Raw genomic sequence first — 24771 nt, 5'->3', positions numbered from 1 at the left:
CGGCGCTCTGTAGCGCCCTCCGCGCTAGCTCAGCGAAATCCGTGCGGTGGGTTCTGTGGAACCCGCCGCGGTCATCACCAAACCCCGAGCAGTCCGGCAAAGCGTCTTCCAAGAGCCGCCCGCGCCTCGTCCTGCTTCGCGCTCGCCACGGCCACATCGGATCGTTGCCGCCATGTCCCGACACGCCTGGCAATTAGGAACGTTCATGACAACCCATCTCAAACTCGGCATTGTGCTTGCCGCACTGACCGCTGCTTCCCCTGCGATCAGCAGCAACAATCTCACCATCGCGGGTAAGCTGACGCCGCCTGCGTGCAATGTCCATTTTGGAAGCGACTCAACGTTCGACTTCGGCGCCATTTCCTTTAACGCGCTGGACAGCAACGGCACGAAGCTTGACGGTAAGGACGCCGCGCTGCAGATCGAGTGCGGCAGCCCCACGCGTGTCAGCGTTGCCGCGCATGACAATCGCGCTGGGTCCGGCATCACCCTTCAGGAAGCTCCCGGCCTGAACTGGCCATACCAAAGCCCCGAGAACGGTCCCAAATATTCCTGGGGCCTGGGCTTTGCAGATGGCAATCACACCAAGACGGGCGCCCTGATCGTCCTGATCAGTCCGGCCACCAGCAGCGTCGACGGCACGCCTCTGACCCAGGCAGGCGTGCAAAAGATCCTCGCGCGGCCCTCGGGCAGCAGCAGCTGGTCAATCGCATCCTCGCACTACGCGATCAATCTCAGCCCCAACTATGAATACTCGTTCGGCACGGCGGGGGGGCCCCCCGGGCGCATTACGAACGCCAATGTGATGCTCGCCCTTGCCCCCATGATCGGGAAATCTTCAACCCTGCCTTCGACGGACGAGATCCACTTGGACGGCTCAATCACATTCACGTTGCGCTACCTGTAGCCTGAATCCGCACCTTCTAAAAAAAGGCGCTCAGCGCCTGCTCATATGATGAAAAATCTGCCTCACCTATGCGCCTGCCTCGCCCTGACTGCTGTCAGCGGCGCGCAGGCCAACACTACGCAAACCAGCCTTATCGTGGGTGGACAGATTACTCCGCCCGCTTGCAGCGTCGGCTTCGACGGTGCAAGCGGGGTCGATTTCGGCGCTATCCCGTTTCGAACCCTGGACCCAGACGGCACGCTGCTCGCTGAACAGCACCCGCGCCTGGAAATCGTCTGCGGCGGCCCGACGCTGGTAGCGTTCACCGCACAAGATAACCGCACGAACTCCGCCATTACGCACCAGGAAGCCATCGCAGCGGGCATGAAATGGCCTTATCAACACCCGTCAAACGCGGCGCCTCATGCGTGGGGGCTGGGCCGCATTGATGGCGTCAAGGTCGGCGCAGTGACGCTGCTGATCCGCCCCCAAGCCACGTTGGTCAACGGCAATCCGCTGGCCGGCAACATGCAGATTCTGGCCCGCGCCGCAGGCAGCTCCGCCGCGTGGCCGGTTCATTCGACTCAGGAAAGCATCAACCTGAATTTGGTGGATGAATATTCATTTGGCAGTCCGGCAGCCGCCGCCCCCATCACAACGGCCTCGGTCAGCCTGGGGGTGCTGCCGCTGCTGAACAAACCAGCCGCACTGCCCAGCGCCAAAGAAATTCCGATAGACGGCTCGGTCACCTTCACGCTGCGCTACCTCTGACTTTTCACCCTGGATGCTCATGAATTACCTGGCACGATCCCCGCACGCTCTGCGCTGCCTATTTGCCGCGAGCGTGCTGATGACCGCAACGACCCAAGCGGCCCCCTCGGCAGAACTCAGGCTTACTGGCCGCCTCACACCGCCCTCCTGCGACCTCACGCTGGACGGCAATGGCCGGCTGGATTTTGGCGAGCGCACCTTCAGCTCACTCAATACCGATGGCACCAAAGTGGGCGAAAAGGCGATCGGCCTGCAAGTCACGTGCGACGGCGAAGCTCGAATCGGGCTGCATGTCGTCGATAATCGCGCAAGCAGCAAGATCCTCAAGGCAGACCTGAACCCCAACGCCTGGGCTACCCCAAGTTTCGTCATCAACGACGATTTCATCTTCGGGCTCGGCACCGTTGCTGGCGCGGATGACGCCCAAGTCCCTATCGGCGGCTACATGTTCGGGTTCAAGGATGCCGACATCATGGCGAACGGGTCCAAAGCCTTCGTCATCTATAGCGCCACCCAACAATCCTGGCGCGCCGACGTTCCTTCGCGCAATTACCTCAGCCCCAATTTCACGTACTCATTCGTCATTGGCCCGCCTGGCGGCAACAACAACACCCCAGTCCCGATCACCTCTGTCAATGGTTCGCTGACCGTCGTCCCGACGATCAACCTCAGCAGCGAATTGCCCACTGGCACCGACATTGCTTTCGACGGCAGCGCCACAATTTCACTGATCTACCTGTAAAACCCGTAGCCACGTCCGCATTGGCGCGGCAAACAAAAAGGCCCCCGAATTCGATGAATTCGGGGGCCTTCATATTCTGGCGGACAGAGGGGGATTCGAACCCCCGATACGCTTTTGACGTATACACGCTTTCCAGGCGTGCGCCTTCAACCGCTCGGCCACCTGTCCTTGTCGCTTGCTGATGAACACAACATCAACACTTCACTATGCGTAAACCAGCATTGCGAAATTTGCGAATCCGCGATTCTAGCAGATTCCGGGTGGCGGACACAAGCGAGCCAAAGGGAAAAGAAAAAGGGACGCCACAAGGCGTCCCCACTTCCATCACCGGCCTTTACACCGACGCCGGCGCTTCCTGCTCACGGTAGGAACTGATCGTGCCGTCCGGCTCGGTCTCTTCCAACCTGACCTTGAAGCCCCACAGCCGCGCCAGATGCTTCATCACCTGTTCGGCGTCGTCACCCGCCAGCGGGCGGCCCCGGCTCTTTAAATGCCGCAAGACCAGCGAACGGTCGGAGTCGCGGTTAAAGCGCACCACCTGGATGTCCGGCACCTGATTGTCGCGATTGTGCTGCGCGGCCAGCAGACGGCGGATATCGCGGTAGCCCTCATCGTTATGAATGGCCGCGACTTCCAGCTTCGGATTCGATTGATGATCCGAAATGGCGAAGAAGCGGAATTCGCGGATCAGGCGCGGCGACAGGTACTGCGAGATAAAGGACTCGTCCTTGAAATTGCGCATGGCGAAGTCCAGCGTCTTCAGCCAATCGCCGCCCGCGATATCCGGGAACCAGCGGCGGTCTTCAGGCGTGGGCGCTTCGCAGATGCGGCGTATGTCCGACATCATCGCAAAGCCCAGCGCATAGGGATTGATGCCGCCATAGCCGCGCTCGTCAAAGCCGCGCTGGCTGACCACGTTGGTATGGCTTTGCAGAAACTCCATCATGAAGCCGTCGTTCACCAGACCCTTTTCGTGCAGGCGGTTCAGGATGGTGTAGTGCCAGAACGTGGCCCACCCTTCGTTCATGACCTTGGTCTGCGTTTGCGGATAGAAGTATTGGGCAATCTTGCGCACGATGCGCACCAGCTCCTTCTGCCACGGCGCCAGCTTGGGCGAGTACTTCTCAATGAAGTACAGCAGGTTTTCTTCCGGCTCCGGCGGGAAGACCGATGCATCCACGCGCGTGTCTTTGTCGGCTTCCAGACGCGGCAGCGTGCGCCACAAGTCGTTGTACTGCAGACGCGCGTGTTCCTTGCGTTCGGCCTGGCGCGCGGCCTCTTCCTTGAACGACATCGGCGCCGGCCGCTTGTAGCGGTCAACGCCGTGATGCGACAGCGCGTGGCAGGAATCCAGCAACGCTTCCACCGCATCAATGCCGTAGCGGTCTTCGCACGACATCACGTACTTGCGCGCGAACACCAGATAGTCCAGCACGCCGTCCGCGTCCGTCCATTGGCGGAACAGGTAATTGCCCTTGAAGAACGAGTTGTGCCCATAGCACGCGTGAGCAATCACCAGCGCCTGCATCGTCATGGAGTTCTCTTCCATGAGATACGAGATGCAGGGGTTGGAGTTGATCACGATCTCGTAGGCCAACCCTTGCATGCCGCGGCGATAGTATTGCTCGTTGCGGATGAATTCCTTGCCGTACGACCAGTGCGGATAGCCAATCGGCAAGCCCGCCGACGCGTAGGCGTCGAGCATTTGTTCCGAAGTAATGACTTCGATCTGGTTCGGATACGTGTCCAGCCCATATTCCGCCGCGACCTTGGAGATCGCGTCGTCATAGGACTGGATCAGTTCGAACGTCCATTCGGAACCTTGGGAAATCGGCCGAGCGCCGCCGGCCGATCCCGGCTCCACAAGAGCACCTACGATGGCATTCATGCGGTTTCCTTCTTGAACAGGTCATGGAACACGGGGAAGATTTCGCCGCGGTCGCAGATGCGCCGCATGACGAAATGCGGCTCCAACTTCTGTTCATACTCCGCCCACAAGCTGCTCTTGCGAGCCTCTTGCGAGTCGGGAATTTCGATGTAGGCGAAATACCGTGTCGACGGCAACAGGTGCTCCGCCAGAAAGCGCGCGCTCTTGCCCGCGTCGGCGCCAAATGAATCGCCGTCGCTGGCTTGCGCCGCATACACGTTCCACGCCGAGGGCGGATAGCGCTTTTCCAGAATTTCGCGCATCAGCTCCAGCGCGGACAGCACAATCGTGCCGCCGCTCTTGGGGTCGTAGAAGAACGTCTGCTCGTCCACTTCTTCGGCGTTGTCCGTGTGCCGGATGAAGACCAGGTCCACGTGTTCGTACTTGCGCGACAAGAACAGATAGAGCAGCGTGAAGAAGCGCTTGGCCAGGTCCTTCTTGCCTTCGTCCATGGACCCGGAGACGTCCATCAGGCAGAACATGACCGCGCGCGCCATCGGAATGGCGACCGACACGCGGTTGCGGTAGCGCAGGTCCAGGTCGTCCAGGAACGGCACGCGGGCAAGGCGCTCGCGGCAGTCCTCGACGTCTTGTTCCAGCGTGCGGATCTCGGCGGCGGGCGCACCCGCCGCGCGAGCCTTGGCCAGCGCTTCCTCGGCATCTTCAAGATCGGCGCGCGCCTTCACGTTCAGCGACACCCGCCGCGCCAGCGAAGACTTCAGCGTGCGGCTGATGCTCAACATGCTGGGCGAACCGGTGGTGGTGTAGCCCGCGCGCTGCCATTTCTTCTGGCTGACTTCGCCCAGCTGGTTGCGCGCCAGATGAGGCAGTTCCAGATCCTCGAAGAACAGGTTGAGGAATTCGGCCCGGGACAGGCTGAAGGTGAATTGATCTACCGCTTCACCCTCGCCCGGCTCCGAGCCGCCTTCCCCCTGCCCGCCCTGCGGCCGGTCGATGGTGTCGCCCTTGGCGAATTCACGATTGCCAGGGTGCACCATCTCGCGGTCGCCGCCCGATCCGTGCCGGAAAGTCGGCTCGGAAATATCCCGGGCGGGCAGGTTGATCTCTCCGCCTTGATCCATATCCTGAATCGAGCGGTCACGGATCATCCCGTGCACCGCCTTGCGGATCTGGTCCTTGTAGCGCCGCAAAAAACGCTCGCGGTTGACGGCGCTTTTATTGCGCCCGTTAAGACGGCGATCGATCAGTGAATTCATGATTCACCTCGCTCAGGAAGACTTCCTCACGCGGAGGTACCACTCGCACAGCAGCCTGACCTGCTTTTCCGTGTAGCCCTTTTCCACCATGCGATCCACGAAACTCTGGTGTTTCGACTTGTCCTCGGCCGAAGCCTTGGCGTTGAACGAAATCACCGGCAGCAGATCTTCCGTGTTCGAGAACATCTTCTTCTCGATCACTTCGCGCAGCTTTTCATAGCTGGTCCAGGTCGGGTTACGGCCGTTGTTGTTGGCGCGCGCCCGCAGCACGAAGTTCACGATCTCGTTGCGGAAGTCCTTCGGATTCGCAATACCCGCTGGCTTTTCAATCTTTTCCAGCTCGTCGTTCAACGCGCTGCGATCGAAGCTTTCACCGGTTTCAGGGTCGCGGAATTCCTCGTCCTGAATCCAGCAATCGGCAAACGTCACGTAGCGGTCGAAGATGTTCTGGCCATACTCGGAATACGACTCCAGGTAAGCCGTCTGGATTTCCTTGCCGATGAATTCCGCGTAACGCGGCGCCAGGAAGCCTTTGATGAACTCCAGGTAGCGGCGGCGGATTTCTTCGGGGTAGTCCTCGCGGCCGATCCGTTGCTCAAGCACATACATCAGATGCACGGGGTTGGCGGCCACTTCCGTCTGGTCGTAGTTGAAGACGCTGGACAGGATCTTGTACGCAAAACGCGTCGACACCCCATTCATGCCTTCGTCCGTACCGGCGTAGTCCTTGTATTCCTGCAAGGCCTTGGCCTTCGGGTCCACGTCCTTCAGGCTTTCGCCGTCGTACACGCGCAGCTTGGAATAGATGCTGGAGTTCTCGGGTTCCTTCAGGCGGGTCAGCACCGAAAATTGCGCCATCATGTCCAGCGTTCCCGGCGCGCACGGCGCCTTGGACAGCGAGCTGTGATGCAGCAGCTTTTCGTAGATGCGGACCTCTTCCGACACCTGCAAGCAATACGGCACCTTGACGATATAGATACGATCAAGGAACGCTTCGTTGTGCTTGTTGTTGCGGAAGGTCTGCCATTCGGACTCGTTCGAGTGAGCCAGGATCGCGCCGTTGAACGGAATTGCGGAGAAGCCCTCCGTACCCTTGAAGTTGCCTTCCTGGGTGGCCGTCAACAGCGGATGCAGCATCTTGATCGGGGCCTTGAACATCTCCACGAACTCAAGCAAGCCTTGGTTGGCCAGGCACAGGCCGCCGGAATAGCTGTAGGCGTCCGGATCGTCTTGTGAATGGCGGTCGAGTTTGCGGATGTCGACCTTACCCACCAGCGAAGAGATGTCCTGATTGTTCTCGTCGCCCGGCTCGGTCTTGGCGATGGCGATCTGACGCAGCACCGACGGGTTCAAGCGCACGACACGGAACTGCGAGATGTCGCCGTCAAACTCCTTCAGACGCTTGACCGCCCACGGCGACATGATGCCCGTGAGGTAGCGCCGCGGGATGCCATATTCCTTTTCAAGCGTGTCGCCGAAGCGTTCCGGATGGAACAGACCCAACGGCGATTCGTTGACCGGCGATCCCTTCAAGGCATAGATGGGATAGCTTTCCATCAGCGCCTTCAGCCGTTCCGCGATAGACGACTTACCGCCGCCGACAGGGCCCAACAGATAGAGGATTTGTTTGCGCTCTTCCAGCCCCTGAGCGGCATGTTTGAAGAACGCGACGATCTGACCGATCACGTCCTCCATGCCGTAGAACTCCTGGAACGCGGGATAGCGCCGGATGGTCCGGTTGGAAAACAAGCGGGAAAGACGTGGGTCGTTGCGCGTATCCACGGTTTCGGGTTCGCCGATCGCCGCCAGCATGCGCTCAGCGGGGCTGGCGTACGCCATGGGATCGCGTTTGGCGAGGTTCAGATATTCCTCAAGGGAAAGCTCTGACTCCTGCTCTCTTGCATACTGCGACTTGAAGCCTTCGACGATGTTTTGCACGGAAACCTCCTACAACACGCGAAAAATTCAGCACATCCCTACGTGTCCCCATTGTGCCTCAGTGCTTGCGCTTTACTAGACAAACTCGCGATAAGCATTGTCGGCCAGGTGTTATGTTGCTTTCGCCACACATCATCCATGAAGCACGTTGGGGCCTTTTCCATTTAGGCTGCATCCGGCGGACACAAGTTCCGTCAGGGAATGCAACTTACGTGAATAAGTTAACTCGCACATCTTCAGCTTATTGCTATGGCGCGCACGCATGATGCGGCCGCACATGAAATGGTCAGCAATGAATTGAAGGGATGAGCGATATCCCGGTGGATTCTTATGATTCGGGCGTAAACCCGATGCGCCCGCTATGCGATGGCAGCGGACGGTCTGAACGGCCCCTTGGGATTGCGTTCAGCAGCGTGCCGGTTCGGTTGTGAAATAGCGCCGATATCGCGGCACGGGAATCCGTGGTGACGAGGGCGCGTGGCACTGTGCGGTGATGGCCGTAAGCACGTATCGCCAAGTCATAGCGCTATGCTAAAGCCAATTGACCGTTTTGTGGCAATTCATTTAGCACATCACCCAAAATAGTGATACGGGTTTTCATCATGAAAATTCGCGCGTGTGAATCGCTCGCAAACTTGATGCAATTGCCACGTCGAATACGACACGAAACCTACACAACGCGACATGCAATTGCTGAATTAGCAGCCGAGCAAGCAGAGTGCTAGCATCTCTCGCTTTCCGACTTCACACCGTGATTCGCAGCGCCATGTTGCTTCGTTTGTGGCACGCCTTCGGCTTGACCAGAACCCGCGCATTACCTGCGGACAGACTCTGCGCCGCCGCCGCTTTCGCCATGATTCTGATCGCGCTGACCGCTTGCGGAAAGCCTCTACCAGACCTGCCGAACGATGCGTATGTATGGCAACGAAGCTGGACGCCAGCGGTGCAGGAAGCGCTGACGTCCAGCGCAGACGCCGTGCGAACCTGGCGCGTGCTGATCGCCGAGATGAGCGCTGGCGGCAAGTGGATCGATGCCCGCCCCGACGCGCGTGCGCTGGCTGCATCACGAAAACCGGCCGTGATGGTGTTGCGTTTGGACGGACGCGTAGACGCGCTGAACGTTGACGAAACGGTGGCGCGAATCGCCACAACCACCCTCGCCTGGCGCGCAGCCGGCGTGCCGCTGGCCGGTGTTGAAATCGATTACGACTGCGCAACATCGAAGCTTGCGGCCTATCGCGGCTTTCTGATGGCTTTGAAAACCCGCCTGGAACCCGGCACGCCGCTATCAATTACCGCCTTGCCAACATGGTTAAACAGCCCCGATCTCGACGCCTTGCTGAAGGTGCCCGCTGAGTCGGTGTTGCAGGTTCACGCCGTGCTCAACCCCACACAGGGCTTGTTTGACGCCAAGCGCGCGCATGCGTGGACAAGCGCTTTTACCGGCCGCACGCAGCGCCCTTGGCGCATTGCATTGCCAACGTATGGCAGCCGTGTCTCGTGGGATGACGACGGCAACATCATCGCAATCGAAAGCGAACGGCCCACGTTGACCACCGCAAGCCGCGCCAGCGAACTCGTCGCCGCGCCGGCAGCCATGGCGGCTTTTGCCGAACAGATCCGCCAGGATCGGCCCGCGGGATTGGCCGGCATCGTCTGGTTTCGGCTGCCCACGGCACATGACGAACGCGCTTGGAGCCTTGCAACGTGGCGCGCGGTATTGATGCGCCAAGCCTTGCAGCCGGAGCTTCACGTCTACGCACAACGTACGCCAAGCGCCAGCACGCTCGACTTGATACTGTCCAACACCGGCAATGCCGATGGGACGCTCCCCTTCACCATCCGTTGGGACGGCGCATGCCGCGCCGCTGACGGCATCAATGGTTACACGCTTGAGCAAGACAATGCCGGCTGGTATCTGCGCCGTGCGCGCGACGGCCTGCTGCGCGCCGGCAGCCTGCGCCATATCGGCTGGATACGCTGCGACACGCCACCCACCACCTTCCATGCAAAACCGTAAAACCATCGCCCGAATTGCCCTGTTGACCTGCGCCATCGGCGCTGGAATCGTCGTCGCGTGCGGGCCTGACTTTCCCGCGCAGTTGCTGGACGACCGCGCGGGCACGCTGCGCAGCACGCCTGCGAATTCTTTCAGTTATGAAGCATCGCGCTTGGTCGTGCCGGCTGACGCATTACGCGCCCAGGAATTACGAACGCTGCCTGGCGGCGACGAAAAGCAGGACGCCATTCCCGAAGATTTCGATCCCGCGTTAAGCCCCGCGCAGCGCGCCACGGTGCGCGCCATGCGGCAATTGCCGGATGGCGATCAGGCTTATGCGGCGGGCGCCGCGCTGCCAGAGGCCGTGCGTTTATATACCGCCGCCGCCGTCGATATCCACGCAGCCGCGAATGAAGAGACCGACGTCGCCGTATCGCGCGCCAGAGCACGCCTGCTCGCGATTCTTGCGCTGCCGGGCAATGAAAGCGCTGCGCGCAGCGTCTGGGCCGCTTACATGCTGGCCGAGCTGGAAAATGGGGCGTCAGCCGCCATGCCCGTCGACGCCACGCCGACGGGGTCGGCTTCTGCCGCTTCCGCCGCTTATGCCCGCGTCCGCCAATTGGCGCGAAATGGCGCGCCTGACCCGTGGGGACTCGCCATCGCCAGCTTTGGCCAAGAGGCACGGGGCTTGCTGAGGGGTTCGCAAGGCGACTGCACGTACGAGGATTTTCTGTCGGCCACCTCGTGCGCGGATGCCATTCCTGCCGCCGCATTGAAGCAGGCTATCCGGCTGTATGCCGAGCAGGCCGCGCGGGGTTCCGGCAGCGGGCAGGCATCGTTGCGCCTGATTGCGGGCTGGGCGTTGAACGCGCCCGCGCGCGCCGTCCGGCTGATCGACGACCCGGTCGCGCAACGCTTGCTTGTGGCCTATGCGCTGGCGCGCGTGGGCGACATCGTCGACGGCAACCCCGACAGCGCCTATGACATTTTCGCCACGTATGAAGTGAACGGCCAACGGGGTTATGCCGATGCCGCCGCGTCGGCAGACAGGGGAAATGTGACGCCCAACCCGGCGTTGCAGGTCCTGGCCACCGCGCTGGCCAAGCAGGATGTGAGCAAGATTCAGAACGCAGATCGCGTGGCCGCGTTAGCGTATCGCGTCGGGCGGTATGACTTGGCGCAACCGCTGGCCGAGCGCCTGGACACCCCGCTCGCCTGGTGGATTCGCGCCAAGCTAGCGATCCGCCGGGGAGACATGGCAGGCGCGGCAGAAGCCTATGCGCGCGCCGCAAGCAGCTTTCCAAACACCGAAGCGCACAGCATCGACGCCCCCGGCATCGCCCGGCTCAAGGCCGAGCGTGGCGTATTGGCGCTGTCGCGCGGCCAATATGTTGAAGCGCTGGATTTGCTGTTGCACGCCAACGACTCGGCAGCCAACGCGGATTTCACACAAGAAGGCTGGCCGCAATCCCCCTACTGGAACGACGCCGCATACGTCGCCGAGCGGGTGCTGACCTTGGACGAACTGAAGAACTACGTGGACCAGCGCGTACCCGCTTCCGACGCACCGCCCACCCCACCCGGCTTTCTTCAGTTCGACTACCAGCATTATTACGAGTGGGCCGTGAAGCATCCCATTCCCGATGGCGACCGCTTGCGCCTGCTGCTGGCGCGCCGCCTGATGCGCGAGGGCCGCATGGATCAGGCCTTGGCGTACTTCCCTTCGGACGCCGACGCACGCTTCGCCACGCTGGCCTATACCGACCCCGCCGCCTGGCGCGTGGAGCCGTCCAGCAGCCGCCAGAAGGCGGCGGAGTACGGCGCGGCCATTCAGCGGGCCGGCAACGCGTGGGGCCGGACGACACGGGCCGAAGCCTGGTTTACCGCGGCGCGGCTCGCGCGGCGCAATGGCCTGGAGATCATGGGTTACGAGCAAGACCCCGATTTTGCGGTCTATGACGGCAACTACACCTATGGCGCGGGCCGCAGTCCGGAGCCCTGGCGCCAGACGGCGGACGCCGACGCCGGCCAAACGGCAGCCACGCCCGCCCAACGCGCCGAGGCGGCGTTGCCGGGTCCGCTCGTGACGCCAGACGAACGGCAACGCTTCGCCGCGACCGAAGCGCGCCCCTATGCGCGCTTCCACTATCGTCAGATCGCCGCCGACCACGCGCTGCAAGCGGCCGGTCAATTGCCGAACCGTTCCCAAGCGTTCGCCGCCGTGCTTTGCCAAGGCGCTCGTTACATCATCGACGACTCGCCCGACCGCGCCTCGGCAATCTACCTGCGGTATGTGAATCAAGGCGCCCAGGTGCCGTTTAGCGGCACCTTCGGCCGCGAGTGCGCCGAGCCTGATTTCCGGGCGGCCGCGTGGTTTCACTACACGCAAGCCTGGAAAGCATGGGAACGCTTACGGCGCGATCATGCCGGTTTGCTGCTGGCGGCAGCCGTGTTGGTGATGGCTGCGGGCGCAGGATGCGTATTTGCCTGGCGCACGCCCAAACGCCGGCATGAGAAAAAGCAGGCCTAGGGTGGCGCCGGTAACGCCACGCGCTGCATGAGTTGCTGCCAGGTGCTCTCGACCCTGGCACGCAGGCGCAGGTCCGCCCCCACGCGCGCCGTATCGATGAATTCGTATCGGCGCGCCGCGTCCAGATGCTCAAGCATCGGCAGCCGCACCATGCCGGCGGCATCGCCCAGCAACACCGGCGCCAGATACAGCAGCAGCTCATCCACGCATCCCGAGGCCACCAGCGCGCCACTCAAACCCGCGCCGGCCTCGACATGCACCTCGTTGAACTGCTCTTGCGCGAACCAGCGCATCATGCCGGGCAAGTCCACGCGGCCAGGCTCCTGGCCCGGTAAAACGATGACCCGCGCGTTCTTGCCGGCCAGCCGCGCGGCTTTGGCGGCATCTTCACGGGCCGTAAACAAGAAGACTTCGGCGCCGTCGAACAGGCGAGCGTCCTCGGGAATCTCGAAGCGGCCATCCACGACCGCTTTGCGCGGTTGGCGCGGCGTGTCCACCCCCCGCACGTTGAGTTGCGGATCGTCTTTCAGGACGGTGCCCATGCCGGTCAGCACCACGCAGCTGCGCGCACGCCAGCGGTGGCCGTCCACGCGGGCCTCGGGGCCGGTAATCCACTGGGACATCCCGTTATGCAAGGCGCTGCGGCCATCAAGCGACGCCGCCATCTTCATCCACACCCAGGGCAAGCCGCGGCTCATCCGAGAAATGAAGCCGGCATTGATGGCCAAGGCCTCTTCGGCGCACACACCGGTTGTCACCTCGATGCCGGCGGCGCGCAAGCGGGCCAGCCCCTGCCCGTTGACCAACGGATTCGGGTCGCCAATGGCCACGACGACTCGCGCGGGTTTGGCGGCCAGCACCGCATCCACGCACGGCGGCGTGCGGCCAAAATGGCTGCACGGTTCCAGGGTGACGTACATCGTGGCGCCCAGAACCGATTCCTGGCGGGCCTGAGCGTCCCGCAGGGCGCAAACTTCGGCGTGCGGCCCGCCGGGGGGCTGCGTCGCCCCCTCGCCCAGCACGCGCCCGTCGCGCACGATGACGCATCCCACACGGGGATTGGGCGCGGTGGTGTAGAGCACGCTTTCGGCCAGCGCCAAGGCGCGTCGCATCCAGAAGATATCGTCGGGTTCGCTTGGGGTCGTCATGGCAGGCATTGTATGTCCGCGTCTGGGTGGCGTGGGGCAACCGCGCGTTGCCGGAAGGGGTATGCTCAGCGAATGTCCGTTTTGGGCCGCCAGGTGGCTTGGGACGATCTCGCGCGGGCGGGACTTCCGTTTCAGAATAGCGCTACACCCGTTGATATCCCAGGCCAGGAGGCCGGAACATGAAACAAGCACTGATCGTCATCGACGTACAAGATTCCTTCCGGCAACGTCCGTTTTGGGATGAAACCGAATATCCGGCGTTTGTGGAACAGATCCAGGGGCTGATTGATTCGGCAACGGCCCAAGGCATTCCGGTGCTTCAGGTGTTCCACATCAGCCCATCCTCGGACCCCGCCAACCCGTTCTCGCTGGCTTCAGGCCACGTCAAGACGCTTGAAGAAGTGCGCATTGCGCCCGCCGCCGTGTTCCACAAAACGGTGCATTCGTCGCTGTACGCCAAAGACGCCAACGGCGCGACGTTGCATGACTGGCTGCGCGAACACGGCATCGAAGGCATCATCGTCAGCGGCATACGCACCGAACAGTGCTGCGAAACCACGTCGCGGCACGCCAGCGACGCCGGCTTCAAGGTGGTGTTTCCCACCGACGCCACGCTGACCTTCGCCATGCAAAGCCCGTCGGGCAAGCACTACACGCCGGCCGAAATCCGCGACCACACGGAACTGGTGCTGCAAGGCCGCTTTGCGCGCGTCGTGCGCGCGGCCGACGCGCTGGCTGCGTAACCGTACCGGAAGGCCACATGATTCCCGTGTACTTCGTGCTGCCGCGGGGCATCGTTCTGCTGGACCTTGCTGGCCCGGCAGAGGCTTTCCGGGTCGCCAACAAACTGTGCCCCGGCACATTCGAGCAGCATTTCTGTGGCCCGTCGAAAGAGGTGGAAAGCGGCATTCCCGGGCTGCATCTGGCGCACATTCAGCCGCTGCCTGCGGCCTTGCCGCCGCAGGCGCTTGTCATCATTTCAGGCGTAGTGGGCAAGCACACCCGGCTGGACGACCCCGACGCCCATGCCATCATCGACTGGCTGGGCAAGCGCCATCCCGCAGACGCATTCACGCTGATGACGGTCTGCGCGGGCGCGCTGTTCGCGGCATCGGCCGGGCTGACGCGGCAACGCGACTGCACCACGCACCATTCCTGTCTGGAACAATTGGCCAGCATCGACCCCACCGCCCGTGTGCATGACAACCGCATCTTTGTTGAAGACGGCAACCTGGTCAGCAGCGCCGGCATCACGGCCGGCATTGATCTGGCGCTGCATATGGTGTCGCGCCATTGCGGGCCGCGCGTGGCCAGTGAGGTGGCGCGCGACATGGTGGTCTACCAGCGCCGCGCAGGCACGGATTCCACGTTGTCGCCCTGGCTCGAACACCGCAGCCACATGCACCCCGGCGTGCACCGGGTGCAGGATGCCGTGGTGCGCAACCCGGCCGCGCCGTGGTCCGCGCAATCGCTGGCGGACCAGGCTCACACCAGCGCCCGCCACCTGACGCGGCTGTTTCGCGAACACGCCGGCTGCACGCCGATGGATTACCTGTATCAAATACGCGTGGCGCTGGCGCGTGACCTGCTGCGCGAAACCCGCCTGGATCTGGAACGCGTGGCGGAAAAGTCCGGCTTTGGCTCGGCGCAGCACATGCGCCGCGTGTGGCGCAAATTCCAGCCGCTTACGCCCAGCCTGGCGCGGTCGACGCCGGTGCAATAACGGCGCACAGCGCCGGCACCATGGCGAACAACAGCGCCGCGGCGCCAGAGCCAGAACGAATACGGACACCGCAGCGCCCGTGCCAAAACGAATAACGGCGCGCAGCGCCGTTGGGTTCCTGCCACATGCCCTGCCGGGGCTTTTATTCCTTGCGCAGCTTGCCCGGCAACAACGGCCCCTGCATTTCGCGGATGGCTTCAACGAATTCGCCGATGTCCTCGAAGCTCTTGTAAACGGAAGCGAAACGCACGTACGCCACCTTGTCGAGCTTGCGCAGCTCATTCATGACGAGCTCGCCGATGTGTTCGGACGGCACCTCGCGCAGCCCGCTTGCCAGCAACTGTTCTTCGATGCGCGCCACAGCGGCATCCACGTCTTCGGTGCTGACGGGGCGCTTGCGCAGCGCCAGACTCAAGCTGGCGCGCAGTTTCGTCGGGTCGTAATCGCTGCGGCTGCCATTGCGCTTGACGATGGAAGGCATGGCAAGTTCCACGCGCTCATACGTGGTGAATCGCTTGTCGCAGGATAGGCAGCGGCGACGGCGACGGATGGCGTCGCCCTCTTCCGAGACCCGGCTGTCGACAACCTGCGTTTCGGCATTGCCGCAAAATGGACACCGCATGTGTGTTCCCTAAAGGCACGGATTGCAAAAATCAAGCATATTGTAACGATGCGCCGCTCGGGAAGCGCCAATACGGGCTAATTCGTCCCCAATATCCAGGACGGAATCGGTCGAGGATAGCCGCTGCCGCCACGAAAGCAAAGGGACGGCGCCTGACGGGGCCGTCCCTTTGGTCTGGCCCGGGCGGGGGATACCCCGCCGGGCCGATATCAAAACCGCTTACTTGGCGCCGTAAACCGGCAGGCGCGACGTCAATTCATTGACGCGAGCGCGCACGGCGGCGATGTTGGCTTCGTCGCGCGGGTTGTCCAGCACGTCGGCGATCAGGTTGGCGGTGAGCTCGGCGTCGGCTTCCGTGAAACCACGCGTGGTCATGGCCGGCGTGCCCAGACGGATGCCGCTGGTCACGAAGGGCTTTTCCGGATCGTTCGGGATGGCGTTCTTGTTGACCGTGATGTGAGCCTGGCCCAGCACGGCTTCCGCTTCCTTGCCCGTGATGCCCTTGGCGCGCAGGTCAACCAGCATGACGTGGCTTTCGGTACGGCCGGAGACGATGCGCAGGCCACGCTTGACCAGCGTGTCGGCCAGCACCTTGGCGTTCTTGACCACTTGTTGCGCGTAGTCCTTGAAGCTGGGTTCCAGCGCTTCCTTGAACGCCACGGCTTTGCCGGCGATGACGTGCATCAGCGGGCCGCCTTGAATGCCGGGGAAGATTGCCGAGTTGATGATCTTCTCGTGCTCGGCCTTCATCATGATGACGCCGCCGCGCGGGCCGCGCAGCGACTTGTGCGTGGTCGACGTGACGAAGTCAGCGTGCGGGACCGGGTTGGGGTAAGCGCCGCCAGCCACCAAGCCGGCGTAGTGGGCGATATCGACCATGAACAGCGCGCCGTTTTCACGGGCGATACGGGCCATGCGTTCGAAATCAATGTGCAGGGCGTAGGCCGATGCACCTGCCACGATCAGCTTGGGCTTGTGTTCTTTGGCCAGCTGTTCGACTTGCGCGTAGTTCAGGACTTCGTTTTCGTCCAGGCCGTACGAGATGAAGTTGTACAGCTTGCCCGAAGCGTTGACCGACGCGCCGTGCGTCAGGTGGCCGCCTTCAGCCAGGCTCATGCCCAGCACGGTGTCGCCCGGCTTCAGCACGGCCATGTACACGCCCTGGTTGGCCTGCGAACCGGAGTTCGGCTGCACGTTGGCGGCTTCAGCGCCGAAGATCTGCTTCAGGCGGTCAATGGCCAGTTGCTCGACCACGTCCACGTACTCGCAACCACCGTAATAGCGCTTGCCCGGGTAGCCTTCGGCGTACTTGTTCGTGAGCTGCGTGCCCTGGGCTTCCATGACGGCCGGGCTGGCGTAGTTCTCCGAAGCGATCAGCTCGATGTGCTGCTCTTGGCGAACGTCTTCCTTCTGGATGGCGGCCCAAACGTCCGGGTCAGCCTTGGACAAGGTGAGGTTGCGGTCAAACATGACGGGGGATTCCTGAGGCGGTAAGAGAGGAGAAAGCAGTGTCGGGGGTAAACCCGAAGAATTCTTGTAGTTTACCCCGTCACGCGGAATCAATTGCCGCCAAAATGCGCCGAAGGCGAGCAAATTACGGCGGACGGGCGCGAAAACCACGCCATCGCGCGACGCCGGAAAACCGCTCTCAACCCGACTTGAGAAACTTTCATGCAAAGCGCCACACTCATAAGCTACTCGCCAGTAGGGGCGCCTTGACCGTTTGGCGGTTTGACCGTTGGCCCGTTGGCCCGTTGGCTCGTTGGCTCGTTGGCTCGTTGGCCGGTTGAGGCCAGCGAAAGCCGGAAATAAAAAAAGGCCGCAACGATATTGCGGCCTTTTTGGTCGGGCGGTGCAGATTACGCCGAGGTCGCCCCGATCTGCTTGGGAGCAAGCTTCGGGTTGAGGGTGTAGGTTCCCGTGACCGAAGCCTGCGCCAGCACGTGCTTTTGCATGGCGCGCAACGCGTCTTCGCCAGTGAAAGAGCCGTTCAGATTCAAGCTGGGCACATCCAGCGCGTATAGCGTGAAGATGTAGCGGTGCAAGATGGAATCGTTCCAGGGCGGGCACGGGCCGTCGTAGCCGAAGTAGTCGCCGCTCATGTCGTGATCATTGGCGAACCATGACGAATACGAGTTGATGCCCTGACGCGCGTCCATCGGCGCCAGCGGACCGCCCTTGCCACGCGGGGTGATGCCGTTGGAAAAGGCGCCTTCGTCGATCTCGCGCAGGTCGGCGGGCAGATCGACCAGCACCCAGTGGAAGAAATCCACACGGGGCAAGTCGGCCGGCACTTCGCGGCCTTCCTGGTTGACGTCATCGGGGCGCGACGGCACGTCGGGGTCATGGCAGATCAACGCAAACGACTGCGTTCCCGGCGGGACATCGTCCCAGGAAAACTGCGGGTTGTTGTTGTCTGCCAGCGCGACGTGCGATTGCGCATCGATTTTGCCGAACGCGTAGCGTTCCGAAATCGACTCGTGATCGGAAAAAGACAAACTCGAAAGTTTCATGTCGTGCTCCTTGAAGTGCCGAGAGAGGCGTCCCTGCCTCTGTCTATACCTTCAGCGTATCAAAACTTCGCAATCATGGGTTCAAGTTAACACGCGCAAACTTGCGCTTGCCCACCTGCACGACGTAAGTCCCAGCGGGCAATTGCAACGATTTATCTTCCACGCGATCACCGTTGACGCGAACGCCGCCCTGCTCCACATTGCGCTGCGCTTCCGAGCCGGATGCCACCAGACCCGCTTCGCGCAGCAGCTTCAGGATGCCCACCGGCGCGCCGCCGATGTTCACTTCGGGCATGTCTTCCGGGATGGCGCCATCGCGGAAACGGGCTTCGAAGGAAGCCAGCGCCTCGTCGGCGGCCTTGGCGGAATGGAAGCGCGTGATGATTTCCTGAGCCAGCATGACTTTCGCATCACGCGGGTTGCGTCCGCCATCCGTCTCTTGCTTGAGAGCCGCGATGTCTTCCAGCGAACGGAACGACAGCAGCTCGAAATAGCGCCACATCAACGTGTCGGAAATCGACATGAGCTTGCCGAACATCGAATCGGGCGACTCCGAAATGCCGATGTAGTTGCCCTTGGACTTGGACATTTTCTCGACACCGTCCGTACCCACCAGCAGCGGCATCGTCAGGATGCACTGGGGCTCCTGGCCATACTCCTTTTGCAGCTCGCGCCCCACCAGCAGGTTGAACTTCTGATCGGTGCCCCCCAGCTCCAGATCGGACTTCAGCGCCACCGAGTCATAGCCCTGCATCAGCGGATACAGGAATTCATGCACCGAAATCGGGATGCCGCCCTTGAAGCGCTTGGTGAAGTCCTCGCGCTCCATCATGCGGGCCACCGTGTAACGCGAGGCCAGCTGGATCATGCCGCGGGCGCCCAACGGATCGCACCATTCGGAGTTGTAACGGATCTCGGTACGGGTCGGGTCCAGCACCAGGCTGGCCTGCGCGTAATAGGTCTTGGCGTTCGACTCGATCTGCTCGCGCGTGAGCGGCGGGCGGGTGCTGTTGCGGCCGCTGGGGTCGCCAATGGTCGACGTGAAATCGCCAATCAGGAAGATGACGTTGTGGCCCAAGTCCTGCAGCTGGCGCATCTTGTTCAGCACCACGGTGTGGCCCAAGTGGATGTCCGGCGCGGTGGGGTCCAGCCCCAGCTTGATGCGTAGCGGCACGCCGGTGGCGCGGCTCTTGGCCAGCTTGCGGGCGAATTCAGATTCAACCAACAGTTCATCGCAGCCGCGCTTGGCTATACGCAGATCAGCTTCAACTTCAGGAGTGATAGGGGCTTCAGAGGGAGACATGGCAGGGGGACCAAAGCGGCTTCAGCCGACAAAAAGGTGTAAAAAGTGACGAAAACTATCGAAAATTCTAGCCGAATCAGCTAGGATACCGCCCAATCATACGCAAATGCCATATATACGCAGTTGCGGTTCGGCCTACCACCCGTTGTTCACAAGATGCGCCCCGCGCCAGCCCTTGCCCCGGATTTCGTGGCGCGCGGGGGCCGTTCGTGTCACGCACCCTGCGAGCTCAAGCCACCTGAGAGGGTATCTTCACGATGAATCGTGGCCTCCACGAACTGGCGAGTAGCATCAAGCGCAAAGTTGCTGCCCTGTTTGCGCCCGTTGAGCCCAAGCCCCATCGCTCGGGACTTTTCCGTCGCACTCTTCTCGTCTCCGCTATTGGTCTGTTTGCTGGCGCCGCCGCCCTGGGCATGGTGCAGCAACCCGACCGCACCGAACTCCCCCCGTCCCGCATCATCCAAAGCGTTCTGCCCCTGACTGCAGAGCAAGTCGAAGTCAGCACGCCCAGCGCCGCGCCGTATATCAGCGAAACCCGCATCCGTGCGGGCGACACGCTGGCCGCCGTGCTGCAGCGCCTGGAGCTGGACGCCCCCAATTTGCAGACCTTCCTGACGCACGACGCCAGCGCCCGCAGCATTTATAAGCTGTACCCGGGCCGCTCGGTGCAAGCCGCCACGGACGAACAGGGCAACCTGATCTGGCTGCGTTACATCCACACCCCGGGCAATGAAACCGACGGCCAGGTCGTGACGCGCATGCTGCATGTGGCCCCCGCCGGTGACAGCTACAAGGCCGAGGAAGTCACCGAAAGCACCGAACGCCAGACCCGCGTCGCCGTGGGCACGATCAAGTCGTCGCTGTTCGGCGCGACGGACTCCGCCGGCATCCCGGACTCGGTCACCATGCAGATGGCCGACATCCTCAGCGCCAAGATCGACTTCCTGCGTGATCTGCGCCAGGGCGACCAATTCCGCGTGGTGTACGAAGTGCGTTCGCACGACGGCCGCTACGCCGGCGCCGGCCGCGTGCTGGCCCTGGAATTCATCAACGGCGGCAAGACCTACAGCGCCGTCTGGTTCAGCCCCGACGAAAAGAGCGGTTCGTACTACGACTTCGACGGCACCAGCCTGCGCGGCGCGTTCCTGCGCACCGCCCTGAAGTTCAGCCGCATCAGCTCGACGTTCGGCATGCGCATGCACCCTATCCACAAGACCTGGACGGGCCACAAGGGCGTGGACTACGCCGCGCCGTCGGGCACGCCGATCCACTCCACTGCGGATGGCACGGTTGAATTCTCGGGCTGGCAGAACGGCTACGGCAACGTCGTGATCGTGAAGCACCATGGCAAGTATTCGACGCTGTACGCGCACCAAAGCCGTATCGCCGAAGGCATCACCAAGGGCTCCAAGATCTCGCAAGGCCAACTGCTGGGCTACGTCGGTTCCACCGGCTGGGCTACCGGGCCGCACTTGCACTATGAGTTCCGCGTCGACAATCAGCCGATCGACCCGCTGTCGGTGGACCTGCCCGTCGCCCGCGCCCTGGAACCTGCGGAAGTCCGCGCGTTCAACCAGGCCGTGGCGCCGTATAAGCAGCAGATCCAACTGCTGACCGAATTCCAGCAGACCCTGCCCGATGCACTGACCAACGTGGCCAGCCGCTAACCGGCTTCGTCAGGTATCGTCCTAAAAAGGCGGCCCGCGCACCTATGCCGGCCGCCTTTCTTCTTTTTGAGGCCGACTGTGAACGCTACACAAACCACCCCGCACGGTAATGCAACGCTTTACATCGGCCTGATGTCCGGCACCAGCGTGGACGGCGTGGACGGCGTGCTGGTGCGCCTGGACGCCGATCAGCCGCCGCATGTGCTGGCCAGCGCCAGCCTGGACATGCCCGAGAACCTGCGCCGCGAATTGCTGGCTTTGAACGTGTCAGGCGACGACGAGCTCGCGCGCGCCGCGTTGGCCGCCAATGCGCTGGCCCGGCTGTACGCTGATGCCGTCGCCGCCCTGCTTCGGAAGGCGGGCGTTCAACCCGGCGACGTGAAGGCAATCGGTGCGCACGGCCAAACCGTCCGTCACCGCCCAGACAGCGGCTACACCATTCAACTGAATGCGCCCGCGCTGCTGGCGGAGCTGAGCGGCATCGATGTGATCGCGGATTTCCGCAGCCGCGATGTGGCGGCCGGTGGCCAGGGCGCGCCGCTGGTGCCGCCCTTCCATGCCGCGATCTTCGGCGCGCAACATGGCCGCGCTGTGCTGAACCTGGGCGGCATCGCCAACGTCACCCTGCTGTCGCCGGGCCAGCCAGTGCGGGGTTTCGACACCGGCCCGGCCAATGTTTTTCTGGACGGCTGGTGCCAGCGCCATTTGGGCCAGCCCTATGATGCTGACGGCCGCTGGGCCGCTACGGGCAAGGTGTCGGCGCCGCTGCTTGAGCAACTGATCGCCAGCGAACCGTGGTTCGCCCTGCCTCCGCCCAAGTCCACCGGACGCGATCTATTCAACATGCAATGGCTGGATGAGCGGCTGCGCGCATTTGACGGCCCCAAGCCGGCCCCTCAAGACGTGCAGGCGACGCTGCAACGACTGACCGCCAGAACGGTCGCCAACGCCATCGATGCGGCCGCTGCGGCCACGCAAGAGGTGTTTGTGTGTGGCGGTGGCGCTCGCAATGCGGGGCTTATGCGCGAACTCGCCTATTGCCTGCAACGCCCCGTTCAGCCCACTGATGCGCTGGGCGTGCCCGCCCAGCAAGTCGAGGCTTTGGCCTTCGCCTGGCTCGCGCAGGCGTTCGTTGAACGCCGGCCTGCGGGGTTGCCTGCGGTGACAGGCGCGCGCGGGGCTCGCATCCTGGGTGCGCTGTATCCGGCTTGAAGTCGCTGATGTGAAGCCGCGGAAGGCTTACTTCCTTTCAGCACCAAGCAAAAAGCCCTTCGGCATGCCGAAGGGCTTTTGTTTTCCTGCTCGGGTGATTACACCGAGAATGAGGAACCGCAGCCGCAGGTGGTGCTGGCGTTGGGATTGCGGATGACGAACTGGGCGCCTTCCAGGTCTTCCTTGTAGTCGATCTCGGCGCCGACCAGATATTGGAAGCTCATGGGGTCAACCAGCAGTTGGACACCCGCCTTGTCCAGCACGGTGTCGTCTTCGTTGACGACTTCGTCAAACGTGAAGCCGTACTGGAAGCCCGAACAGCCGCCACCTTGGACAAACACGCGCAGCTTCAGATCAGGGTTGCCTTCTTCGGCCAACAAGTCCTTCACTTTGGCGGCAGCCGAGTCGGTAAATACCAAGGGCACAGGCGGGGCGGCCTGGAGATCGACGGTTTCGGTTACTGCATTCATGGTTCACTCCTGGCCGGATCGGCCATATTTCGGTGAGCGGCAACGGCGCTCGCATAGCGTCACTATAGCGCAGGGCTTGACTAGACTCAAAGTTCCAGTTTCACGCTGCGGGATGCTCGGACGGTTTCCCCCTCGAGCACGCTGACGGTGACGCTTTCGGGGACAAATCCCTCAGGCACTGCCAGGATGCCCTGACTGCGCTGATACTGGTCGAATTGCAGGGCCAATGACGCCGCCGATGTGGATTCTCCGGTGGCGGTCACCGGGCCCACTTCCGCCTTGACCTGCATGGGCGCCAAATCGACTGTTACGGTTTCGCCCTTGAGCACGCCCGTGGCCTGAAAGCGCAAAGCGCCCGCGAACGGCGTTCCGCCATTGCGGCCACTGCGCATCAGCAGCACCTTGTAGCGCAGGCCGCCACCTTCACGGTCGATCTGGACGCCGCGGATATCGACGGAGCCTTCCGGCCCGGCGGGCAGCAACTGCTCATAAAAAGCCAGCTGATCGCGCACGCGGCCGACCTCGGCCTGCGCCGCACGCAACTGGGTTTCGAGTTCCTCGCGGGCGGCGCGCTCGATGACGAGTTCGCCATCCGCCGTGTCCAACTGGCTTTGGGTGTAGCGCAACTGCGTGGCTTGCTGGCGCATGGCATCCGCCTGCGCCTCAGCTTGCTGCGTACTGATTACTACCGCGTCCTGCGGGCGGGCTTCGCGCATGGCATGGAAATATCCCGCCGCGCCACCAAGCAATATGCCCACCATCACCCCCGCGATCACACGCAACCACCCGCCTGCGGGGCGGGGTTGCGATGGGACGGGAGCGTCAGTGGGCATAAAGCGCGCAGGGCGAGCGGTGCGTGGCCCCTCACCCTTACGAGGCATCAGGGCAGAATCGCCACCTGATCCAGACCCGTCGATTCGGCAATGCCGAACATCAGGTTCATGTTCTGCACAGCTTGGCCGGCAGCGCCCTTGACCAGATTGTCTTGCACGACCATGACGATCAGCTGGTCACCATTGCCCGGACGGCTGAGGGCGATGCGCAGATTGTTCGACGCACGCACCGAACGCGTTTCGGGCAGGCTGCCGGCAGGCATCACGTCAACGAAGGGCTCGTCGGCGTACCGCTGTTCGAAAAGGGCCTGGAAGTCGATGTCGCGCGCTTCGGGCAGGATGCGCGCGTAGATCGTGGAGAACATGCCACGGATCATCGGCACCAGATGCGGCACGAACGTCAGGCCAACCTTGCCGCCCGAGATCTTTTCCAGTTGCGCCACGATTTCAGGATGATGGCGGTGACCAGACACGCCATAGGCCTTGAAGTTGTCGGACGCTTCCGAGAACAGCGAACCCACTTCCGCCTTGCGGCCAGCGCCCGACACGCCCGACTTGCAGTCGGCGATCAGCGTTTGCGCATCGACCAGCGACTTGCCGCCTTCCAGCAGCGGAGCCAGGCCCAGCAGCACGGTGGTGGGATAGCAGCCGGGGTTGCCAATGACACGCGCCTTGGCAATGGCTTCGCGGTTCAGTTCCACCAGGCCGTACTGGGACTCTGCAAGGATGTCCGGGCAAGTGTGGGGGATCTTGTACCAACGTTCAAAGGTGGGGATGTCTTGCAGGCGGAAATCAGCGGCCAGGTCGATGACGCGGGTGCCTGCGTTGATCAGTTCCTGGGCTTGCGCCATCGCCACCCCGTGGGGCGTGGCGAAGAACACCACGTCGCAATCCGTCAGCGTGGCCTTTTCCGGCGCGGAAAAAGCCAGCTTCACGCGGCCGCGCAGGTTCGGATACATATCAGCAACCGGCAGCCCGTCTTCCTTGCGGGACGTGATGGCGGTCAATTCCACATTGGGATGCTGCGACAGCAAACGCAGCAGCTCGACGCCGGTATAACCGGTGCCGCCGACGATACCAACCTTGATACGGGTGTTCGATGCTTGGGCCATGATGATGTGCTCTTCGTAGAACGAGGCTAGATTGTATCGCTCGAAAAAGGGGTCATGCGGCAGCGTGCCAAATTTGGCGCACTAACCCCGTTGTCCGACCTGACGAGGATGCGCAGAGTTCCGCGCAAGGCGTCGCGCGCCGTCGCACGCGAAACGCC

20 protein-coding genes and 1 tRNA gene are annotated in these 24771 nt (G+C 62.5%); 9 read left to right on the top strand and 12 right to left on the bottom strand.

The annotated features are described in order from the left end of the window. Nucleotides 1-205: 205 nt before the first annotated feature. The 3 genes from ACFZAI_RS19385 to ACFZAI_RS19375 are packed head-to-tail and all read left to right on the top strand — an operon-like array spanning nt 206 to nt 2399. On the top strand, nt 206-907 hold the full coding sequence (locus ACFZAI_RS19385; RefSeq protein WP_391568466.1) for a DUF1120 domain-containing protein: 702 nt from the start codon (nt 206-208) through the stop codon (nt 905-907). Nucleotides 908-955: 48 nt separating this feature from the next. After that, on the top strand, nt 956-1657 hold the full coding sequence (locus ACFZAI_RS19380; RefSeq protein WP_391568465.1) for a DUF1120 domain-containing protein: 702 nt from the start codon (nt 956-958) through the stop codon (nt 1655-1657). 19 nt (nt 1658-1676) lie between these two features. Beyond that, nucleotides 1677-2399, top strand: coding sequence for a DUF1120 domain-containing protein (locus ACFZAI_RS19375; RefSeq protein ID WP_391568464.1), 723 nt, complete (start codon nt 1677-1679; stop codon nt 2397-2399). A gap of 77 nt (nt 2400-2476) precedes the next feature. Here the strand turns inward: ACFZAI_RS19375 and ACFZAI_RS19370 are convergent. The 4 genes from ACFZAI_RS19370 to ACFZAI_RS19355 all read right to left on the bottom strand — a co-directional run bounded on the left by ACFZAI_RS19370 (nt 2477) and on the right by ACFZAI_RS19355 (nt 7472). Continuing rightward, nucleotides 2477-2567: transfer RNA gene (locus ACFZAI_RS19370), tRNA-Ser, on the bottom strand. A 166-nt stretch (nt 2568-2733) separates the two neighbouring features. Continuing rightward, nucleotides 2734-4287, bottom strand: a complete 1554-nt coding sequence (locus ACFZAI_RS19365; RefSeq protein WP_391568463.1) for a SpoVR family protein — start codon at nt 4285-4287, stop codon at nt 2734-2736. Continuing rightward, nucleotides 4284-5543 (bottom strand): YeaH/YhbH family protein, encoded by a 1260-nt coding sequence (locus ACFZAI_RS19360; RefSeq protein ID WP_054427296.1) that lies wholly within the window; start codon nt 5541-5543, stop codon nt 4284-4286. Before ACFZAI_RS19360 ends, ACFZAI_RS19365 begins: the two co-directional genes overlap by 4 nt. Before the next feature lie 12 nt (nt 5544-5555). Then, on the bottom strand, nt 5556-7472 hold the full coding sequence (locus tag ACFZAI_RS19355) for a PrkA family serine protein kinase (RefSeq protein WP_391568539.1): 1917 nt from the start codon (nt 7470-7472) through the stop codon (nt 5556-5558). Between the two features lie 862 nt (nt 7473-8334). On the opposite strand from ACFZAI_RS19355, the gene ACFZAI_RS19350 reads away from it, so the two are divergent. Together ACFZAI_RS19350 and ACFZAI_RS19345 are read left to right on the top strand one after the other, a co-directional pair. After that, nucleotides 8335-9501: a DUF3142 domain-containing protein gene (locus ACFZAI_RS19350; RefSeq protein WP_391568462.1), complete on the top strand. Its 1167-nt coding sequence runs from the start codon at nt 8335-8337 to the stop codon at nt 9499-9501. Next, nucleotides 9488-12010, top strand: coding sequence for a hypothetical protein (locus tag ACFZAI_RS19345; RefSeq protein ID WP_391568461.1), 2523 nt, complete (start codon nt 9488-9490; stop codon nt 12008-12010). The genes ACFZAI_RS19350 and ACFZAI_RS19345 overlap by 14 nt, the downstream gene beginning before the upstream one ends. On the opposite strand, the gene ribD is transcribed toward ACFZAI_RS19345, so the two are convergent. After that, on the bottom strand, nt 12007-13122 hold the full coding sequence (gene ribD / locus ACFZAI_RS19340; protein ID WP_391568538.1) for a bifunctional diaminohydroxyphosphoribosylaminopyrimidine deaminase/5-amino-6-(5-phosphoribosylamino)uracil reductase RibD: 1116 nt from the start codon (nt 13120-13122) through the stop codon (nt 12007-12009). The genes ACFZAI_RS19345 and ribD overlap by 4 nt on opposite strands. Before the next feature lie 215 nt (nt 13123-13337). Between ribD and ACFZAI_RS19335 the strand changes: the two genes are divergently transcribed. Continuing rightward, nucleotides 13338-13901 carry a cysteine hydrolase family protein gene (locus tag ACFZAI_RS19335; RefSeq protein ID WP_391568460.1) on the top strand — a complete coding sequence of 188 codons (564 nt, stop codon included), beginning with the start codon at nt 13338-13340 and terminating at the stop codon, nt 13899-13901. 17 nt (nt 13902-13918) lie between these two features. Continuing rightward, complete coding sequence (locus ACFZAI_RS19330) at nt 13919-14881, top strand: GlxA family transcriptional regulator (protein WP_391568459.1); 963 nt, start codon at nt 13919-13921, stop codon at nt 14879-14881. 142 nt (nt 14882-15023) lie between these two features. Here the strand turns inward: ACFZAI_RS19330 and nrdR are convergent, their stop codons facing one another. The 4 genes from nrdR to tyrS all read right to left on the bottom strand — a co-directional run bounded on the left by nrdR (nt 15024) and on the right by tyrS (nt 19319). Further along, the gene (nrdR, locus tag ACFZAI_RS19325; RefSeq protein ID WP_391568458.1) at nt 15024-15503 is read right to left on the bottom strand and encodes a transcriptional regulator NrdR; all 480 of its coding nucleotides are present in this window, start codon (nt 15501-15503) and stop codon (nt 15024-15026) included. Between the two features lie 219 nt (nt 15504-15722). Continuing rightward, entirely contained in the window at nt 15723-16973 is a 1251-nt protein-coding gene (gene glyA / locus ACFZAI_RS19320) for a serine hydroxymethyltransferase (RefSeq protein WP_391568457.1), read from the bottom strand. Between the two features lie 389 nt (nt 16974-17362). After that, nucleotides 17363-18016, bottom strand: a complete 654-nt coding sequence (locus tag ACFZAI_RS19315; protein WP_391568456.1) for a YbhB/YbcL family Raf kinase inhibitor-like protein — start codon at nt 18014-18016, stop codon at nt 17363-17365. Nucleotides 18017-18089: 73 nt separating this feature from the next. Next, nucleotides 18090-19319: a tyrosine--tRNA ligase gene (gene tyrS, locus ACFZAI_RS19310; protein WP_391568455.1), complete on the bottom strand. Its 1230-nt coding sequence runs from the start codon at nt 19317-19319 to the stop codon at nt 18090-18092. A gap of 257 nt (nt 19320-19576) precedes the next feature. Here tyrS and ACFZAI_RS19305 point away from each other — a divergent pair, with 257 nt between their 5' ends. Further along, nucleotides 19577-20986 carry a peptidoglycan DD-metalloendopeptidase family protein gene (locus tag ACFZAI_RS19305; RefSeq protein WP_054427285.1) on the top strand — a complete coding sequence of 470 codons (1410 nt, stop codon included), beginning with the start codon at nt 19577-19579 and terminating at the stop codon, nt 20984-20986. 78 nt (nt 20987-21064) lie between these two features. Next, nucleotides 21065-22198: an anhydro-N-acetylmuramic acid kinase gene (locus tag ACFZAI_RS19300; RefSeq protein ID WP_391568454.1), complete on the top strand. Its 1134-nt coding sequence runs from the start codon at nt 21065-21067 to the stop codon at nt 22196-22198. A gap of 98 nt (nt 22199-22296) precedes the next feature. Here the strand turns inward: ACFZAI_RS19300 and erpA are convergent, their stop codons facing one another. The 3 genes from erpA to argC all read right to left on the bottom strand — a co-directional run bounded on the left by erpA (nt 22297) and on the right by argC (nt 24613). Beyond that, nucleotides 22297-22668 carry an iron-sulfur cluster insertion protein ErpA gene (erpA, locus tag ACFZAI_RS19295; protein WP_006217313.1) on the bottom strand — a complete coding sequence of 124 codons (372 nt, stop codon included), beginning with the start codon at nt 22666-22668 and terminating at the stop codon, nt 22297-22299. 86 nt (nt 22669-22754) lie between these two features. Then, nucleotides 22755-23501, bottom strand: a complete 747-nt coding sequence (locus ACFZAI_RS19290; RefSeq protein ID WP_391568453.1) for a DUF6776 family protein — start codon at nt 23499-23501, stop codon at nt 22755-22757. A gap of 47 nt (nt 23502-23548) precedes the next feature. Then, entirely contained in the window at nt 23549-24613 is a 1065-nt protein-coding gene (argC, locus tag ACFZAI_RS19285; RefSeq protein ID WP_391568452.1) for an N-acetyl-gamma-glutamyl-phosphate reductase, read from the bottom strand. Nucleotides 24614-24771 lie beyond the last annotated feature (158 nt).

Origin of the sequence: Achromobacter sp. NPDC008082 (assembly GCF_042957345.1) — a bacterium.
Lineage (GTDB): Bacteria > Pseudomonadota > Gammaproteobacteria > Burkholderiales > Burkholderiaceae_B > Achromobacter > Achromobacter kerstersii_A.
This window is presented reverse-complemented; position numbering and strand designations above follow the sequence as displayed.